Source organism: Helicobacter pylori, assembly GCA_008032935.1.
GTDB lineage: Bacteria > Campylobacterota > Campylobacteria > Campylobacterales > Helicobacteraceae > Helicobacter > Helicobacter pylori_CX.
Genome location: CP032039.1, coordinates 512,473 through 529,614 on the forward strand (window position 1 = coordinate 512,473; position 17,142 = coordinate 529,614).

Consider the following 17,142-nt stretch of genomic DNA (forward strand, 5'->3'; position numbering starts at 1 on the left):
CGCTCATAGCCTAGTTGATCGCTTTTTTAAACACTCACTCCCACTTAAAATTTTCAAAGCTAGGGAATCCATGCGGATCTAGGCGAATATTTTTAATGGAAGCCTTTTTATCGCTCAAATCACCGCTCAAATTGGAAGGCTTTGGCGTTTTGGCATGCTGTTTGGCTAAAAGGGCTAAAACTCGGGCGTTTAACGCCATGGTCTCATTCAAAAACGCCATTTGCTCACTCAATTCGCTTAAAAATTCTATATTCAAGGTTTTTAAAGTGTGTTCGTAATTGGCTAGGATTAGAGCATGCTTTTCTTTGTTGTTTTTAGCGTTTTTTAATTCCTTATCTCGCTCTATAAGGGCGTTTTGGTAGCGTTGGCGCAATTGGTTAGCGCATGATTTTAGATTTTCTTTATCGCATAAAAAGCGCGATTTTAAAGTTTCTAGGCGTTTTTCTAGGGGTAAAAAGGTTTTTAGGGCGTCTTCTTTAGCTTGGATTTGGCTTTGAAGCTTGTTTTTAATTTTTTTCAAACGCATGGCTTTATAGGCTTGAAAATCATGGTTCATAAGGGCGTTGTATTCTAGGGTTTTGTTATGGGATTGTTGATCCTGTATTTCATTTTCTAAAACCTGATCGCATAAGGCGTTTAAAGCGCTCATCAAATCCAATCGTGAGAGCAATTGGGCGAGTTTAGGCTCTTTGAGTAAGAAAAGGGCGTTGTTTTTTTCTTGGACTTCTAAAGCGTTTGACGCCTCTTCTAAATTCTTAACGCCGCTCAAATAAGGGCAATGCTCTTGCAAGAAAAGCGTTTGGGATTCTTTGATTAAGCGTTCTTGCTCCATGCTCTCTTTTAAGCGTTTTTCTAAAGCTTGTAATTTTTCTAATTCCAAAGCGCTTTGTTTCAATAACGCATCAGTGTCCATAAGGCGGATCTGACTAGCGTTAAAAAAACGCCTCTGGCTATTTAGGGTGCTGTTAGCCTTTTTGATTTCTTTAAGTTGATCCTGATTGTTGGAAAGCACGTTTTGATAGATTCTTAAACTTTCATTGAGTTTATAGAGCATGTCAGAAAGCTGTTCGTTGGAGCGCGAAAGTTTGGCATTAGTTTGGGAATCAAAGGTCATCATTATCTGCGCGTTTGAAAAGGTTAGAAAAAATAAAAAGAAGCAAAAAAATCTCATGGGGTTATCTTTATTACTATAGTTTCATCGTGTTATTTTATCTAAGTTTTGGCATGCGCTAAAACACGCAAAATTATCGCTTTTAAGATAAAATAAGCGTTTTGATGCCATTTTTGGAGCGATCGTGGAATTGAGTTATTATGAAATTTTAGAAGTGGAAAAACACAGCAACCAAGAGACCATTAAAAAGTCTTACAGAAAGCTGGCTTTAAAATACCACCCAGACAGAAACGCCGGCGATAAAGAAGCCGAAGAAAAGTTCAAGCTCATCAATGAAGCCTATGGGGTGTTAAGCGATGAAAAGAAACGGGCCTTATACGATAGATATGGTAAAAAAGGCTTAAACCAAGCCGGTGCAAGCCAGAGCGATTTTTCTGATTTTTTTGAAGATTTAGGATCGTTTTTTGAAGACGCTTTTGGCTTTGGCGCTAGAGAGAGTAAAAGGCAAAAAAGCTCTATCGCGCCGGATTATTTGCAAATGATTGAATTGAGTTTTAAAGAAGCGGTTTTTGGCTGTAAAAAAACCATTAAGGTCCAATACCAGAGCGTTTGTGAAAGTTGCGATGGCACAGGTGCTAAAGACAAAGCCCTAGAGAATTGCAAGCAATGCAACGGGCAGGGGCAGGTGTTTATACGCCAAGGTTTTATGAGTTTTGCACAAACTTGTGGGGCGTGTAAAGGCAAGGGCAAAACCATTAAAACCCCATGCCAAGCGTGTAAGGGTAAAACCTACATTCTTAAAGATGAAGAAATTGATGCAATGATCCCTGAGGGCATTGATGATCAAAACCGCATGGTGCTTAAAAATAAAGGCAACGAATACGAGAAGGGAAAAAGAGGGGATTTGTATTTAGAAGCGCGAGTCAAAGAAGATGAGCATTTCAAGCGCGAAGGCTGTGATTTGTTCATTGAAGCGCCGGTATTTTTCACCACTATCGCTTTAGGGCATACGATTAAAGTGCCGTCTTTAAGAGGAGGCGAATTGGAATTAAAAATCCCTAGAAACGCCAAAGACAGGCAAACTTTTGCGTTTAGAAACGAGGGCGTGAAGCACCCCGAAAGCTCTTATAGGGGGAGTTTGATCGTGGTGTTGCAAGTGATTTATCCTAAAAGCTTGAATAAAGAGCAGCAAGGGTTATTGGAAAAATTGCATGCGAGTTTTGGCTATGAGGGCGAACCGCATAAAGGCGTTTTAGAAACTTGCGTTTCTAAAATTAAAGACTGGTTTAAATAAAAGGTTATTGGTGCGCGAGTTTCTAAAAGCTTTTAAAGACGCTTTCCCTCATACCATTTCTATCTTTTTAGGGTATTTGCTTATGGGAATGACTTTTGGAATGCTTTTAGTCCAGCATGGCTATGATTATAAAGTCGCTTTGTTCATGTCGTTATTCATCTACGCTGGGGCGGTGCAATTTGTAGCGATCACGCTTTTAAGCGCGCAAGCGGGCTTGATGAATGTCGTTATTGTGAGCTTGTTAGTGAATGCGAGACAGACTTGTTATGCGCTTTCTATGCTAGATCGATTTAAAAACACCCAATGGCGTTTGCCCTATTTAGCGCACGCGCTCACGGATGAAACCTTTGCGTTATTGAATTTATACGCTCCTAAAGAGGGGGTGAGTGAAAAAGACTTTATTTTTAGCATTTCCTTACTCAACCACTCTTATTGGATTTTTGGCTCGTTAGTGGGTTCGTTAGTGGGTTCGCATTTTTCTTTTGACACTCAAGGCATGGAATTTGTGATGACAGCGATTTTTATCGTGCTGTTCATGGAGCAATACAAACGCACCACGAATCATAAAAACGCATGGCTTGGGATTATTATTGCGGTCGTTTGTTTAGCGTTCTTTGGGACTGAATACTTTTTGCTCATCGCTTTAGTTTTAATGGTGCTTGCTCTTATGTTGTTTAGAAAGCAGTTAGAATGTTAATGCATTCTATACTCATTATTTTAGTCATCATAATAACGACTTATTTCACGCGCATCTGGCCTTTTATGGTATTTAACGCTAAAAATCCGCCCAACGACTTTGTGCGTTATTTGGGTAGGGCTTTATCATGCTCAGTGATAGGCATGCTCGTGGTTTATTGTTTTAAAGACATTCACATTTTAAAACCCCCTTATGGGATCAATGAAATCACCGCTTTTTTGTCCGTTATCCTTTTACACCGCATTTTTAAGGTGTTTGTTTTAAGCATCACGCTCCCTACCATTCTTTATATGGTTTTAGTCCAAAGCCATGCGTTAGAAAAGGCTTTTTTTAATATTCATGTTTCCTAACCCTAGCGTTTTTAACCCTAGCGTTTTTAATCACAAAATACGCCGTAGGGATAATAAAAAGCGTTAAAACAACGCTGCTTATCATGCCCCCTAGCATGGGCGCGGCAATGGATTTCATGATTTCACTACCGGTGCCATGGCTATACATGATAGGAATGAGTGAAGCTAAAATGCTAAAAAAGGTCATCAGCTTGGGCCTTACCCTAAGCACCGCCCCATGCATGATAGCTTCTTTTAAGGCGGTAGTCGTCTGCTCTTTTAAGGGGGTTTTGATGAATTTTTGAAACGCGTCTTCTAAATAAATAATCATCACAATAGCCGTTTCGCTCGCTACCCCTAAAAGGGCCAAAAAGCCCACTAACGCCGCCACGCTCATGTTAAATCCCATGAGATTCATAAAAATCAACCCCCCCAAAAACGCAAAAGGCAGAGTGAAAAAGCATAATAAGGAATTAGTGAGATTCTTTAAAGCAAAGACAATTAAAATAAAAATGATAAACACGCTCACCGGCACGATGTATTGTAAGGTTTTAAACGCTTCTTCTAAATACTGGCTTTCGCCGCTAAATTCATAATAATACCCGCTAGGCAATTGGATTTTTTCTAGCGTTTTTTGAGCCAGTTGCCTGTAAGTATCAGAGCTGATACCATTTTGCGGCACAATATAAATAAAATTCACGTTCAAGCCCTTTTCGCTCTTTAGCACCGCCGGCGAATTGTCGTAATACACATGGGCTAATTCCCTTAAGGGCATGTAATTGTAAGCGGTTTTGATGTAGAGGTTTTTTAATTTTTCAATGGTGTTTCTTTCGGTGTCTTCTAAGCGTAAAGAGATGGGGTAGCTTTCTACGCCCTTAATCATGGTGGTGAGCGTGGCTCCGCCCAGAGCGAATTTAATCGCATCTAACACGGCGCTTTTATTGATGCCGTAACGAGCCAGATTTTCATCGTTCAAATCCAGCGTGATGTAGTAGCCGTTATTCGATCGCTCGGCAAAGACGGACAAACTCTCTTTTAGGGTTTTGAGCTGTTGCTCCATAAGGATCGCTAATTCTTGTAATTTGTCCGTATCGTTACCATAGAGCTTGATGCCTAGGGGCGTTCTAATGCCGGTTAAGAGCATGTCCGTCCTCCCACGAATGGGGTAAGTCCATGAATTAGTCAAGCCTTTTAATTGCAGGGTTTTTTCTAATTTGTCCCTAACTTCTTTATAACTGAGCTTTTCTTTCCATTCGTTTTGTGGCTTTAATTCAATGTAGGTTTCTATCATTCCTAAACCGGCAGCATCGGTGCTGGTGTTAGCGCGCCCCACTTTACCAAAAACCTGTTTGACAAAATCCAGTTGCTTGATAGCGGCATTACTTTTTTTTAAGTATTCTAAAGCGGTGTCAATGCCCACGCCATTAATGGTTACAGGCATATACATGATTACCCCTTCATTGATTTGGGGGATAAATTCCCAGTTGAGTTTTTTATACGCTACAACTAATCCCCCTAAACCCACAACGCTCGCTATTAAAAAAGCGTATCTGAACTTAAGCACAACCTTCAAACTCACGCCATAAATTTTCATGAAAAAAGCGTTAATGGGGTTTTTGGACTCTTCTAAAATCCGCCCTTTAATGAGCCATACCATTAAAATAGGGACTATCGTAATAGAAAGCAGCGCTCCCACTAGCATGGCAAAGGTTTTGGTGTAAGCTAAAGGGGCAAAAAGCTTTTCTTCTTGACCGGTGAGTGCAAAAATTGGCAAGAAAGAAACCACAATGATCATCAAAGCAAAAAATATCGCGCCCCCCACATGCTTAACCCCTTGCATGATGGCATTAACCCTTTGAATCTCATCTTTCGTATCAATGCGTTGCAGATGCTTGTGAGCGTTCTCCACCATCACAATCGCCGCATCCACCATCGCCCCTATAGCGATCGCAATGCCCCCCAAACTCATGATACTCGCTTCAATATTGAAATAACGCATGAGTAAGAAACTAATACACACGCTTAAAGGCAGAGTGATAATCACCACTAAAGCGCTCCTGAAATGCAGTAAGAAAATCGCAATAATGACTAGCACAATGACGCTTTCTTCTATGAGCGTGTGGATCAAATTGTCAATGCCTTTTTCAATCAATTCGCTCCTGTCATACACGCTGGTGATTTTCACATCAGGGTTACTCGCTTGTAGGGTGGCGATTTTTTCTTTAATGGCTTTAAGCACCTTATAAGTGTCAGCGTGATAGCGCACCATCACAATCCCCCCCACCACTTCCTTATTACCATTGAGATTGGCTGCCCCTCTGCGCGGTTTTGGCACTAGCCTAACGCTGGCTATATCTTTAATCTTTAAAGGGATAGCCCCTTCTTTTTTAAGGACAATTTCTTCTAAATCGTTCAAAGATTGGATATAGCCATGCGATCTTATGATTTTTTCAAACCCGTTTTCTAAAATAACCCCCCACCGGTATCGTTATTGGAATTTTTAATCGCATTAGCGACTTGCTCCAAACTCAAGTTATAACGGATCAAAGAATCGTTTTGAAGCGTTACTTCATAATCCTTCACAAAGCCCCCCACGCTTGCGACCTCACTCACCCCATCAACCCCCAAAAGCGCATAGCGGTAATAAAAATCTTGCAAGACTTTCAAATCGCTCAAATTCTTGCTATCGCTAGATAAGGCGTATTGATACGCCCAACCAATAGAAGTGGAATCGCTCCCTATTTCCACTTTAGCGTCCTTAGGGAGGTTATTCACTCGGTTTAGCTGCTCTAAAACCCTATCTCTGGCCCAATACAAATTGACGCCGTCTTTAAAAATGATGTAAATCAAGCCGCTTTCATAGCTAGAAATCCCCCTAACCGTGTCAATGTTAGCGATACTCATGAAAGTAGAAACTAGTGGGTAAGTAACCTGCTCTTGCACGATTTTAGGGCTTTGATTGGGGTAAGTGATCTGCACGACCACTTGAGCGGGGCTTAAATCCGGCAAAGCGTCTAAACGAACGCTTTTTATCGCCCACAAAGAGGCTAAGAAAATGAGTAGAGTGACTAGAGTGGTAAGGAGTTTGTTTTTAACGCTTAAATCAATGATCTTTTCTATCATTCAATAATCCCCATTGTTTTGAGCGTCAGCGTCTAGCACGAATAAAGCGTTATTAGCGACTTCTTCACCCACTTCTAAACCCTCTAAAATTTCATAACTCCCATCGCTCAAGCGGACGGCTTTAATTTCTAACGGGCTTAAGCCAAAATCGTCTTTTTTAAACACGATAGCTTTCCCCCCTTTAATCAAAACCGCTTCTTTAGGCAAAATCTTCATTTTTTGTGGTTTTTGAAAGATTTCTACTTGAGCGAACATGTTAGGGTAATAAAGCTGTTTAAGATTAGGCACATTGAAGCGCGCTTCTAGCATTTTATCTTGCGCATTTATGATGGGGTTGATGTTTTCAAGCGTGATTTCTTGCTCGCCTTTAATCCCTTCTACGAACAAGATCGCTTTATGCGTGTTTTTTAAAAACTCTAAATCCTCTTGATTGACTTTAACAAGCGCCCACAATTGGCTTAAATCTATGATTTGAAACAACTCTTGCCCTTTTTTAAAAAAGCTCCCCTCATTGAGATCCGGGCTTTTTTTAAAGATAACGCCACTGAAGCGAGAGTAAATAGTCATTTCATTTTGAACCTTGTGGCTGCTAATGATTTTTTCAATGCTAGAGTTTTCTAGCCCTAGTAGTTTTAATTTTTCTTTAATCGCTCCCACTTGCTGGTTGAATTTCAATGATGATAACAACTCGCTTTGAACGCCCGCTAATTCAGGGGAATACACGCTCAATAGTCTATCGCCCTTTTTAATGGGGGTATAGGTTTTATTCGCATAAAGCTTTTCCACATAGCCATCAAAACGCAGGGTTTGAGAAAAAATCAGCGCTTCATTAGGCTCTAAAATCGCGTAATAGCGCCGGCTCTGGGCGAATTCTTTTTCTATAACCTTAGTGGTGGAAATATTAAAACGGGTTTGGCTTTTAGCTTCTTTAGTTTCTTTAGTCTCTTGAGTTTCTTTAATTTCTTGAGCGTTAGCCAATAAGAGGCTAAAAAATAGGGCTAACAATAAAAGCCGTTTCATTCTAATCCTTTAAGGTTTTGTAAGGACAAATAAGCGCTATTGAGAGCGCTTAAGGTTTCAAGCTGGGTGATTTGAGTTGTGATTTTGTCGTTAAAAGCGTTGTAATAAGCGTTGTAATCGCCATTAGTTTTCAAATCAAGCGCATAAATTTGCACGATTTTTTCATTCTGCCTTACAATTTTATTGATCGCTTCCAGGTTTTTTTGCAAGGTTTCTAATTTTTTAAGGAGTTTTAGGGCCAGGTGGCGCGTTTTGTTTTTGGTGTTTTCCACTTCGCTTTTAAACGCCAGGCTTTCTTTTTTCTTTTGTTCCACTAATTTGGCCTGCTTGCCATAAAGAGGCAAAGGGATAGACAAAGCGACGCTAAACATGTCGTAGTTATAGTATTGTTTGGAGCGGAAATAATACACCCCGGTAACGTTTATGTCTTCTAAAAAGCTTTTTTTAGCCAAAGTGATGTCTTTTTGCGCTTTTTCTTCATCAAGCCTGGCGATCGCAATATCGTAATTAGTGGTGCTGATGTTATATAACTCTTGCTCCTTATTAAATTCAAAATTTTTAGGGGCAATGCTTAAAAGCTCGTTTTCTTTAAAAGTCAATTCACCCATGGAATAATGGCTGCTAGAGAGCGCTTCTTCTAAATTGTTTTTTTTGATTTCTAATTGCGATTTTAAAATTTCTAACTTGGCGATCGCTATTAAATTAGGCGAACTGGAATGGTTGGCTTGATAGAGGGTGTTTTCTAAATTTTTAATCGCTGTGTTTAAAAGCTCTATTTCTTGTTGGTTTTTATAATTTTCAATGCCGTTTATCATTAAATTAATCACCAATTGCTGCTTGGTTTTTTTAAGCTCTAATATCTTTTTTTGTTTTTCTAGATGGATCATTTTAGATTGCGTGAGTTTTTTACCATTTAAATCCACTTTTTGAGACAAACCCAAGCTCATGTTTTGCATTAAGGTGCTATCCAGCCTGAAAAAATCGCTCACGTTAGCGTTGTTGTAGCCTAAATACAAAATAGGGTTATCCCATTTGCTAACGGCTTTTTCTTGAGAATTTAAAGCGTCAATTTGCTCTTGTAAGGCTTGTATTTTTTGATTTTTAGAAAGGTATTTAGCCACAAAAGATTGGATCTCTAAATCTTTAGCCAAACCCAAACTAAAAAGCAGTAACAAGGCTGTTAAAAGGCGTATTGAAACACCCCTTTTATCAAACGCGCTTATAAAAGACAGCATGTGCTTATAAGTCCAAGCTTGTTTTAGCGCGATAAACCTGGCCCTCTTTAGATTTAATATCCACCCTAACCTGCCATGTCCCGTTCATGGAAAGATTGGTTTTAGCTTCATAAATGCCGTTTTTTTCACTCACTTGCGCCATTTCTTTCATCGCTGGCATGCCAGGCATTTCAGGCATCATAAACTGCACCCTAACGATAGCTTTTTCTAAAGCCTTACCTTTTAAAGTGGGGCTAAGCACGAAAGTGTTGTCGCCTTTAATGGGGTTGCCCACGGATTTGATTTTCACTTCCAAGTCATTCGCTTTTAGGGTTTGCTCCCATGCGTTTAAACTCATAACCCCCAATGCGCTTATTAAAAATAAAGCGGCTAACTTTTTCATCGTTTTGACCTTTAAATTAAGATAACAAGAAAATTCTTGTTGCGGGTGAATGATAACTTTCTTTTGTGTAAAAATTGTGGAAATTGTTTTTAAAAAAATTAGGGTTTTTAAGTAGAAGGTATAAGAGTTTATGCTATTTTTTTAAGGTTTTAAAATCAAATTTCAAAGGATTAGCATGCAATTTAGAATTGAACATGACACGATGGGCGAAATTCAAGTGGATGATAGCCAATACTGGGGGGCTCAAACGCAACGCAGTCTTGAAAACTTTAAAATTGGCACCGAAAAAATGCCTAAAGAACTCATTGGCGCATTTGCCAAACTCAAAAGGAGTCTGGCGGTTGTCAATCACAAGTTAGGGAAATTAAGCCCAGAAAAATCCCAAGCCATTATCAAGGCGTGCGATTGCATTTTAAAAGGCGAGCTGTGCGGCGAGTTTCCCCTAGCGATATGGCAAACAGGGAGCGGGACTCAAACGAATATGAATCTCAATGAAGTCATTGCCAATAAGGCTACAGAAATTTTAGGGGGTAATTTCAGAGAGAAAAAACTCATCCACCCTAACGATGACGTGAACATGTCTCAAAGCTCCAACGACACTTTCCCTACCGCAATGCACGTTGTGAGCGTGCTAGAAATCACGCATAAACTACTGCCTAGTTTAGAGAATCTGTTAAAAACCTTTAAAGACAAAAGCCAACAATTTAAAGAGATTGTCAAAATCGGGCGCACGCATTTGCAAGACGCTACGCCTTTAACTTTGGGGCAAGAATTTAGCGGGTATGCGAGCATGTTAGAGCATTCTAAACAACAAATTTTAGAGAGTTTGGAGCATTTAAGGGAATTAGCCATAGGCGGGACGGCGGTAGGCACCGGGCTAAACGCTCATAAAGAATTGAGCGAAAAAGTGGCTGAAGAATTGAGTCAGTTTAGCGGGGTGAAATTCATCTCTGCACCCAATAAATTCCATGCGCTCACTAGCCATGACGCTATCGCTTATGCGCATGGGGCTTTTAAGGCTTTAGCGGCGAATTTAATGAAAATCGCTAACGATATTAGATGGCTTGCGAGCGGGCCGCGCTGTGGTTTGGGCGAGCTTAATATCCCTGAAAACGAGCCGGGCAGTTCTATTATGCCCGGTAAAGTCAATCCCACGCAATGCGAAGCGATGACAATGGTGGCCGTGCAAGTGATGGGGAATGATACCGCTATTGGCATTGCGGCCAGTCAGGGTAATTTTGAATTGAACGTGTTCAAGCCGGTGATCATTTATAATTTCTTGCAAAGTTTAAGGCTACTAAGCGATAGCATGGAAAGTTTTAATGTCCATTGCGCGATCGGTATTGAGCCTAATAGAGAAAAGATTGATTATTACTTGCACCATTCTTTAATGCTAGTAACCGCCCTAAACCCGCATGTAGGCTATGAAAACGCCGCTAAAATCGCTAAAAACGCCCACAAAAAAGGCATTTCTTTAAAAGAAAGCGCGCTGGAACTGAAACTCTTGAGCGCTGAAGATTTTGACCAATTCGTGGTGCCTGAAAAGATGATCGGGCCTAAGGCTTAAAAACCTTGGGCGGGCGTGCGAGATGAATCCTGAAAAAGCCACTCATTGCAAAGAGATCCGTAAGATCTTAAAAGAGGCGTTGCATGACAATAAAGATTTGAATCTTTATTTGGAACCTGGAGGCAAGCATGCCAAGCTGACTGATGGAGTGCATGTTTTGACGATCCCTTCATCGCCAAGCGACAGAAAAAGCGTGAAAAACTTTGAAAAAGAATTAACAGAGTTTATTAAGAAATTAAGAGGAAACAGGATAACGCATGGAGCGTGTGAGTAGGGATTTTGATACCGGTTTGGTTGCGTATCAATGATTTTAGGTATTGATGAAGCGGGTAGGGGGTGTTTGGCTGGTTCGCTTTTTGTGGCTGGGGTGGTGTGTAATGAAAAAACGGCCTTAGAGTTTTTAGAAATGGGTTTAAAAGACAGCAAGAAGCTCAGCCTAAAAAAGCGCTTTTTCTTGGAAGATAAAATCAAAACGCATGATGAGGTCAAGTTTTTCGTGGTTAAAAAAAGCGCGAATGAAATTGATAGCTTGGGTTTGGGGGCGTGTTTGAAGCTCGCTGTGCAAGAAATTGTAGAAAATGGTTGCCCTTTAGCCAATGAAATAAAGATAGATGGCAACACGGCGTTTGGCTTGAACAAACGCTACCCCAATATACAAACCATCATCAAGGGCGATGAAAAGATCGCTCAAATCGCTATGGCGTCTGTTTTAGCGAAAGCTTTTAAGGACAGAGAAATGCGACAATTGCACGCTTTGTTTAAGGAATACAGCTGGGATAAGAATTGCGGGTATGGGACTAAACAGCATATAGAAGCGATTATTAAGCTAGGGGCTACGCCTTTTCATCGGCATAGCTTCACGCTTAAAAACCGCTTGTTAATTCCCAAACTTTTAGATGTGGAACAACGCCTTATTTAAAATGGTGCTGAGATGGGTAGCGCTCGTTGAAGAAAGACTGATGCGTTTGGCTTTAAAGTAAGCGATAAGATCTTCAGGCTGAATGAAAGGGAATTGCACCATAACATACACACGATGGTTGATGGCATCCACGAACCTTTTAGCCAAAATGGATTTAGACGTTAAAAAATCAACAAGCCCGAATAAATAGCTGATAACGTTATTTTTAACTTGAAGCGCTTTAACAATGCGATGGTGCATTTTAGTGATTAAAACGCTCTCTAACGAGCTGTAAGCGTTTATTCTGGCCCTTAAAAGAGCGATTTCTTCAGCGTTCTTTTCAGAGGGCAATTTGTCATCATAGGGGATATAGTTGGCGTAAAAATCGTTCCTTTTACCCGAAATTGAAGCCGATCCGACATATTGATTGGGCGGTTTCTTGTCGTCAAAAAGATTGATTTTAAGCCAATCAGGGTAGTTAATCGTGTCTTTCAAACTCTTAGCATGCGCTGTTTGAGCGAAGAGGCCTAGGGATAGCAAGGCGCAGAAACTTAATTTTTTCAATGCGTTCATTATAGCTTCCTTTCTATAAAAGAATATTAAAAACGCCCTACGCTTTTAGGGTAGGTGGTATTTCTCAAAAAAGCGAAATACTGGGATAGCTTATAGCGAGTTAGCTTAAGAAAAAATAAAAAATATTAAATAATCAATTAAAAAATTTAGTAATAATATTAAATACATAAATACATAAATACATAAATACATAAATACATAATAACTATTATACCAAAATAGATTGAACATCCAAAGAAAAATCAATGAAATTGAGGTGTTTGTAGGGGGGATTATTGGCTGAAATGGGGGCGTTGATAGAAACCACCACGATATTTAAAAACCCATGTTTGTGGCACCAAGAAAGCTGTTTTTCTAAAAAATGGGGCGTGGGGAAAGCGTGGGCGATGAGGGCGAGCTTACTGGTAGGATTTCGCAAGATAAAAATCCCGTTATCATGGGAGTAAAGCTCATAATTTGGGAATTGCTTGTAAAGCTCTAAAAAAACCATGTTTTCAAAAACGCTTAAAAGCGAGGGGCTAGGAGTTAGGCTATAAGGCAAGGCAAAATCGCACAGATACAATTTGGTTTTATTGTTTTCAAAACTGGGGGCTAAAAAAATGATGCGCTGGTTTTCTAGCGCGTGCAACAATTTATAAAGGGTGTCTTTAGAGATCTTAAGCTCTTTTTTGAGTTGCGTATAAAGATAAAAAGCGCTCACAAACTTAGATTGATACGAGCAGATTTTAGCCATTAAGGGGGCGTAAGCTTGAAAGATTAATTTGATATTTTCTTGTTTTTTTAGGATTTTTTGTTGCTCGTTTTCTGTAAAAAGCGAATCTAAAGCGTTGCCGTCTTTTAAAAAGCGGTTAAACAGGGTGTTTTTAGGGGTGTTGGGTTTGAAAAAGCTAATATATTCTTTAAAATTCAACCCTAACGCATAGCACAAGCTGCAATCTGGCGCTGTTATGGGGCTTAAATAATTAGGGATAAGAACGATTTTAGGAAGCTTAGGCAGGCTGAAATCCAAGCGGTCAATATGATCTAAAATGAGTAAATCCATTTTCTTTTCTAAATGCCATTTTAAAAGCCATGAGCTTAGAATGTTTTTGTTCAAGCGCATGTCATTGTAATTGATATACACAGGGTTTTTAAAATCCTTCGCTAGTTTGAGGGCTAAAGTGGTTTTACCGGATTTCATCGGCCCTAAAAGACAGATTTTATCGCTTGAATGCACCTTTAAAAGCGGGTTGTTTAAAGCCGGCTCTTTAGGGGTTTCAAAAGGCCCAAAAGGGTGCAAGCAAGAAAGGGGCATGAACTTCCTTTCAAATGAGATGGGATTAAGATAATCGTAGCGCATTTTTTCTATTTCCTTATAAAAAGGAAGTAAAAATCTCTAAAAATCCCTAAAAATAGCAAAAGTTATTGACTAAATGGTGCATTTTGAGTAGTATTTCAGTTTTTATTTTATTGTTTTATTCTGTTTTTAGTAACGGATAAAACGAGTTCTTTTAGGAGAGTTTATGGAAAAAATCAGGTTGAAGCTCAAAGCTTATGACCATAGAGTGTTGGATCGCTCTGTTGTGGCTATCGTGGAAGCCGTAAAGCGCTCAGGTTCTGAAATTAGAGGGCCTATCCCTTTACCGACTAAGAATAAGCGTTACACCGTTTTACGCTCCCCGCATGTCAATAAGGATTCAAGAGAGCAGTTTGAGATTAGGGTTTATAGCCGATTGATTGATATTATCTCGGCCACCCCAGAAACCGTGGATAGCTTGATGAAGTTGGATTTAGCTCCTGAAGTGGATGTAGAAGTAACCTCTATGGAAACGAAGTAGTCCTAACGCATTGAGATAATAAAATAAGGGTTAGATATGGAATTTTTAGTTCAAAAGATAGGCATGAGTCGCACCATTGACGCTAACAGCACGCCTGTAACCTTGCTTAAAGTCTTGCAAGCGAAAGTGTGCCAATTAGAAAACGGGAAAGCTTTAGTGGCCTATGCGATGCATAAAAAACACAATAAGGCGATTGAAGGCCAGCAAAAGAAATACCAACTCAGTAAAGAGTTTAACCATTTCGCTACCTTAAAAGCTTCCCAACAAAAAGAGTTGGGCGATTTGGATTTGAGCGCTTTAGAAACGCTTAAAAGGGTTAAAGCGAGCTTTAAAACTAAAGGGAGAGGCTTTGCGGGGGTGATGAAGCGTTGGAATTTCCAAGGCGGGCCTGCCGCTCATGGGAGTCGTTTCCATCGCCGCCCTGGTTCTATTGGTAACAGAGAATGGCCAGGAAGAGTGCAAAAGGGTAGGAAAATGGCAGGGCATTATGGCAATGAGCTAGTTACTTGCCAAAACGAGGTGCTCTCTTTTGATAAAGAAAGTATGGTGTTAGCGCTAAAGGGTTCAGTGGCCGGCTTTTCTGGGGCTTATGGACGCATTAGAGCGGTATAAAACCATACATTGAATACAATATAAAGGGTTTGATATGAGTAAGGCCATCGTTTTAGACAGCCATTTGAAAGAAAAGGGTAGCGTGGAGTTACCTAAAAGATATGAGGGCATCAACAGCCATAACCTCTATCTTTATGTGAAACATTATTTATCTTCTGCGCGCGCTAATACCGCTAAAAGTAAAAACCGCGCTGAAGTGAGTGGGGGCGGTAGGAAGCCTTGGGCGCAAAAAGGGGGCGGAAGAGCCAGAGCAGGGAGCATCACTTCGCCTGTGTTTGTGGGTGGGGGTGTTTCTCATGGGGCCACTAACAACCGCAACTACAACCTTAAAATCAATAAAAAACAAAAACGCTTGGCTTTAGAATACGCTTTAGAAGAAAAAGCGCAAGCGAATAAGCTTTTTGTGGTGGAAAAAATCGCTATAAAAGGCGTGGTTGAAGACAATAAAAGAAAGCATTTGACTAAAGAAGCCAACCAAATGTTCCAGGCTTTAGAGCAACGAGACACTTTGTTTGTGTGCATGAACATGGACGAATACACCGAGTTAGCCTTTAGTAACCTTAAAAAATGCCTTATTATTGATGTGAGCGAGTTGAACGCTTATCTTTTAGCGGCGTTTAGCTCTGTTGTGATGGAAGAAGCAGCGTTTCAGCATGTGGTGCAAGATAAGACAGAGGAGTAAAAAATGGCAGACATCATGGATATAAAGTCAATTCTTTACACTGAAAAGTCATTAGGATTGCAAGAAAAAGGCGTTTTAGTGGTTCAAACGGCTCAAAATGTAACCAAAAACCAGCTCAAAGAAGTGTTTAAAACTTACTTTGGCTTTGAGCCTTTGAAGATCAATTCTTTGAAACAAGAGGGTAAGGTGAAACGCTTTAGAGGGAAGCTTGGACAAAGAAAGTCGTTTAAGAAATTTTATGTGAAAGTTCCAGAGGGCGCTAGCATTGCCGCCCTTGGCGCGTAGAAAGGAGAAAGCGTTATGGCGATTAAAACTTATAAGCCCTACACCCCAAGCAGACGCTTCATGTCGGTGTTGGACTCTAAAGACATTACCGCAAAAAGCAGTGTCAAAGGCTTACTCACTAAGCTTAAAGCGACAGCAGGGAGAAACAATAACGGGCGCATCACCAGCCGCCACAAAGAGAGAGGGGCTAAAAAACTCTACCGCATTATTGATTTCAAGCGCAACAAATACAATATTGAAGGGAAAGTGGCTGCGATTGAGTATGATCCTTACAGAAACGCGCGCATCGCTCTTGTAGTCTATCCTGATGGGGACAAACGCTATATCTTACAGCCAAGCGGCTTGAAAGTAGGCGATAGCGTTATCGCTGCTGAAGGCGGTTTGGATATTAAAGTGGGTTTTGCGATGAAGTTAAAAAATATCCCTATAGGAACGGTGGTGCATAATATTGAAATGCATCCAGGGGCTGGCGGGCAATTAGCCAGAAGCGCGGGGATGAGCGCTCAAATCATGGGTAGAGAAAATAAATACACCATTCTTAGGATGCCAAGCTCTGAAATGCGCTACATTTTAAGCGAATGCATGGCGAGTGTTGGCGTGGTAGGGAATGAGGATTTTATCAATGTCTCTATCGGTAAGGCAGGGCGTAACCGCCACAGAGGCATTCGCCCACAAACTCGTGGTAGCGCTATGAACCCAGTGGATCACCCGCATGGTGGGGGTGAGGGTAAAACAGGGACAAGCGGTCATCCTGTATCGCCTTGGGGCACTCCGGCTAAGGGCTATAAAACGAGAAAGAAAAAAGCTAGCGACAAGCTCATCATTTCCAGAAAGAAACATAAATAAAGGGTTAAAGAATGTCTAGGTCAATTAAAAAGGGTCCTTTTATAGACGACCACTTGATGAAAAAAACGCTCAAGGCAAAAGAGGGCAAGGATAACCGCCCGATTAAAACATGGTCTAGAAGAAGCACCATTTTGCCTGAAATGATTGGTTTTACTTATAATGTGCATAACGGAAGGGTTTTTGTCCCTGTGTATATCACAGAAAACCATGTGGGTTATAAGTTAGGGGAATTCGCTCCTACAAGAACTTTTAAAGGGCACAAAGGCAGTGTCCAAAAAAAGATTGGCAAGTAAGGGGGTAGAATGAGTAAAGCGTTATTAAAATTTGTGCGGTTATCTCCTACTAAAGCCAGATTGATTGCAAGACAGATTCAAGGCATGAACGCTGAATTAGCGATCGCTAGTTTGGAATTTACGCCCAATAAAGCGGCTAGAGTGCTTTCAAAAGTGGTGGCTTCTGCGGTCGCTAACGGCTCATTAGACGCCAAGAGCGCTTTAATTGTTTCTTGCAGAGTGGATGCTGGCCCTGTGCTTAGGCGCTCCATTCCAAGGGCTAAAGGCAGAGCCACAGCCATTAGAAAGCCAACATCTCATGTATTCGTAGAAGTAGCAGAAGGGAAAGAAATGAAATCTTCTAAAAGCCATAAAAAAAATCAAGCAGAAGGTAAGTAG

At 40.5% G+C, this 17,142-nt stretch carries 19 protein-coding genes and 2 pseudogenes; 14 read left to right on the forward strand and 7 right to left on the reverse strand.

The annotated features are described in order from the left end of the window. Window positions 1–34 precede the first annotated feature (34 nt). Window positions 35–1,171 carry a hypothetical protein gene (locus D2C78_02555; GenBank protein ID QEF34922.1) on the reverse strand — a complete coding sequence of 379 codons (1,137 nt, stop codon included), beginning with the start codon at window positions 1,169–1,171 and terminating at the stop codon, window positions 35–37. A gap of 124 nt (window positions 1,172–1,295) precedes the next feature. Between D2C78_02555 and dnaJ the strand changes: the two genes are divergently transcribed. Genes dnaJ through D2C78_02570 form a run of 3 tightly spaced genes read left to right on the forward strand, consistent with a single transcriptional unit; the run spans window position 1,296 to window position 3,452 of the window. Then, a complete protein-coding gene (dnaJ, locus tag D2C78_02560; GenBank protein QEF34923.1) occupies window positions 1,296–2,405 on the forward strand; it encodes a molecular chaperone DnaJ in 1,110 nt (369 codons plus the stop codon). A 10-nt stretch (window positions 2,406–2,415) separates the two neighbouring features. Further along, the gene (gene azlC, locus D2C78_02565; protein QEF34924.1) at window positions 2,416–3,102 is read left to right on the forward strand and encodes an azaleucine resistance protein AzlC; all 687 of its coding nucleotides are present in this window, start codon (window positions 2,416–2,418) and stop codon (window positions 3,100–3,102) included. Beyond that, window positions 3,096–3,452 (forward strand): hypothetical protein, encoded by a 357-nt coding sequence (locus D2C78_02570; protein ID QEF34925.1) that lies wholly within the window; start codon window positions 3,096–3,098, stop codon window positions 3,450–3,452. The genes azlC and D2C78_02570 overlap by 7 nt, the downstream gene beginning before the upstream one ends. On the opposite strand, the pseudogene D2C78_02575 reads toward D2C78_02570, so the two are convergent. The 4 genes and pseudogenes from D2C78_02575 to D2C78_02590 all read right to left on the reverse strand — a co-directional run bounded on the left by D2C78_02575 (window position 3,433) and on the right by D2C78_02590 (window position 9,191). Further along, a pseudogene (locus D2C78_02575) lies at window positions 3,433–6,554 on the reverse strand (efflux RND transporter permease subunit). The gene D2C78_02570 and the pseudogene D2C78_02575 overlap by 20 nt on opposite strands. Continuing rightward, the gene (locus tag D2C78_02580) at window positions 6,555–7,574 is read right to left on the reverse strand and encodes an efflux RND transporter periplasmic adaptor subunit (protein QEF34926.1); all 1,020 of its coding nucleotides are present in this window, start codon (window positions 7,572–7,574) and stop codon (window positions 6,555–6,557) included. Further along, window positions 7,571–8,809, reverse strand: coding sequence for a hypothetical protein (locus D2C78_02585; protein QEF34927.1), 1,239 nt, complete (start codon window positions 8,807–8,809; stop codon window positions 7,571–7,573). The genes D2C78_02580 and D2C78_02585 overlap by 4 nt, the downstream gene beginning before the upstream one ends. 4 nt (window positions 8,810–8,813) lie before the next feature. Continuing rightward, entirely contained in the window at window positions 8,814–9,191 is a 378-nt protein-coding gene (locus D2C78_02590) for a copper resistance protein (GenBank protein ID QEF34928.1), read from the reverse strand. Window positions 9,192–9,227: 36 nt separating this feature from the next. On the opposite strand from D2C78_02590, the pseudogene D2C78_02595 reads away from it, so the two are divergent. From D2C78_02595 to D2C78_02610, 4 genes and pseudogenes are all read left to right on the forward strand, one after another. After that, window positions 9,228–9,409, forward strand: a pseudogene (locus D2C78_02595) (hypothetical protein). Beyond that, window positions 9,367–10,758 carry a class II fumarate hydratase gene (gene fumC / locus D2C78_02600; protein ID QEF34929.1) on the forward strand — a complete coding sequence of 464 codons (1,392 nt, stop codon included), beginning with the start codon at window positions 9,367–9,369 and terminating at the stop codon, window positions 10,756–10,758. The pseudogene D2C78_02595 and the gene fumC overlap by 43 nt, the downstream one beginning before the upstream one ends. A 22-nt stretch (window positions 10,759–10,780) precedes the next feature. Beyond that, window positions 10,781–11,032 (forward strand): hypothetical protein, encoded by a 252-nt coding sequence (locus tag D2C78_02605; GenBank protein ID QEF34930.1) that lies wholly within the window; start codon window positions 10,781–10,783, stop codon window positions 11,030–11,032. Window positions 11,033–11,062: 30 nt separating this feature from the next. Then, on the forward strand, window positions 11,063–11,677 hold the full coding sequence (locus D2C78_02610; protein QEF34931.1) for a ribonuclease HII: 615 nt from the start codon (window positions 11,063–11,065) through the stop codon (window positions 11,675–11,677). Here the strand turns inward: D2C78_02610 and D2C78_02615 are convergent. Further along, the gene (locus tag D2C78_02615) at window positions 11,651–12,256 is read right to left on the reverse strand and encodes a hypothetical protein (GenBank protein QEF34932.1); all 606 of its coding nucleotides are present in this window, start codon (window positions 12,254–12,256) and stop codon (window positions 11,651–11,653) included. The genes D2C78_02610 and D2C78_02615 overlap by 27 nt on opposite strands. A gap of 181 nt (window positions 12,257–12,437) precedes the next feature. After that, on the reverse strand, window positions 12,438–13,568 hold the full coding sequence (locus D2C78_02620; protein ID QEF34933.1) for an ATP-binding protein: 1,131 nt from the start codon (window positions 13,566–13,568) through the stop codon (window positions 12,438–12,440). Between the two features lie 163 nt (window positions 13,569–13,731). On the opposite strand from D2C78_02620, the gene D2C78_02625 reads away from it, so the two are divergent. The 7 genes from D2C78_02625 to rplV are packed head-to-tail and all read left to right on the forward strand — an operon-like array spanning window position 13,732 to window position 17,142. After that, entirely contained in the window at window positions 13,732–14,046 is a 315-nt protein-coding gene (locus tag D2C78_02625; GenBank protein ID QEF34934.1) for a 30S ribosomal protein S10, read from the forward strand. 36 nt (window positions 14,047–14,082) lie between these two features. Continuing rightward, complete coding sequence (locus D2C78_02630) at window positions 14,083–14,658, forward strand: 50S ribosomal protein L3 (protein ID QEF34935.1); 576 nt, start codon at window positions 14,083–14,085, stop codon at window positions 14,656–14,658. Window positions 14,659–14,692: 34 nt separating this feature from the next. After that, the gene (locus tag D2C78_02635; protein ID QEF34936.1) at window positions 14,693–15,340 is read left to right on the forward strand and encodes a 50S ribosomal protein L4; all 648 of its coding nucleotides are present in this window, start codon (window positions 14,693–14,695) and stop codon (window positions 15,338–15,340) included. Window positions 15,341–15,343: 3 nt separating this feature from the next. Further along, window positions 15,344–15,625: a 50S ribosomal protein L23 gene (locus D2C78_02640; GenBank protein QEF34937.1), complete on the forward strand. Its 282-nt coding sequence runs from the start codon at window positions 15,344–15,346 to the stop codon at window positions 15,623–15,625. A gap of 15 nt (window positions 15,626–15,640) precedes the next feature. Continuing rightward, on the forward strand, window positions 15,641–16,471 hold the full coding sequence (gene rplB, locus D2C78_02645) for a 50S ribosomal protein L2 (protein QEF34938.1): 831 nt from the start codon (window positions 15,641–15,643) through the stop codon (window positions 16,469–16,471). Window positions 16,472–16,482: 11 nt separating this feature from the next. After that, on the forward strand, window positions 16,483–16,764 hold the full coding sequence (gene rpsS, locus D2C78_02650; protein ID QEF34939.1) for a 30S ribosomal protein S19: 282 nt from the start codon (window positions 16,483–16,485) through the stop codon (window positions 16,762–16,764). A 9-nt stretch (window positions 16,765–16,773) separates the two neighbouring features. After that, a complete protein-coding gene (rplV, locus tag D2C78_02655; protein QEF34940.1) occupies window positions 16,774–17,142 on the forward strand; it encodes a 50S ribosomal protein L22 in 369 nt (122 codons plus the stop codon).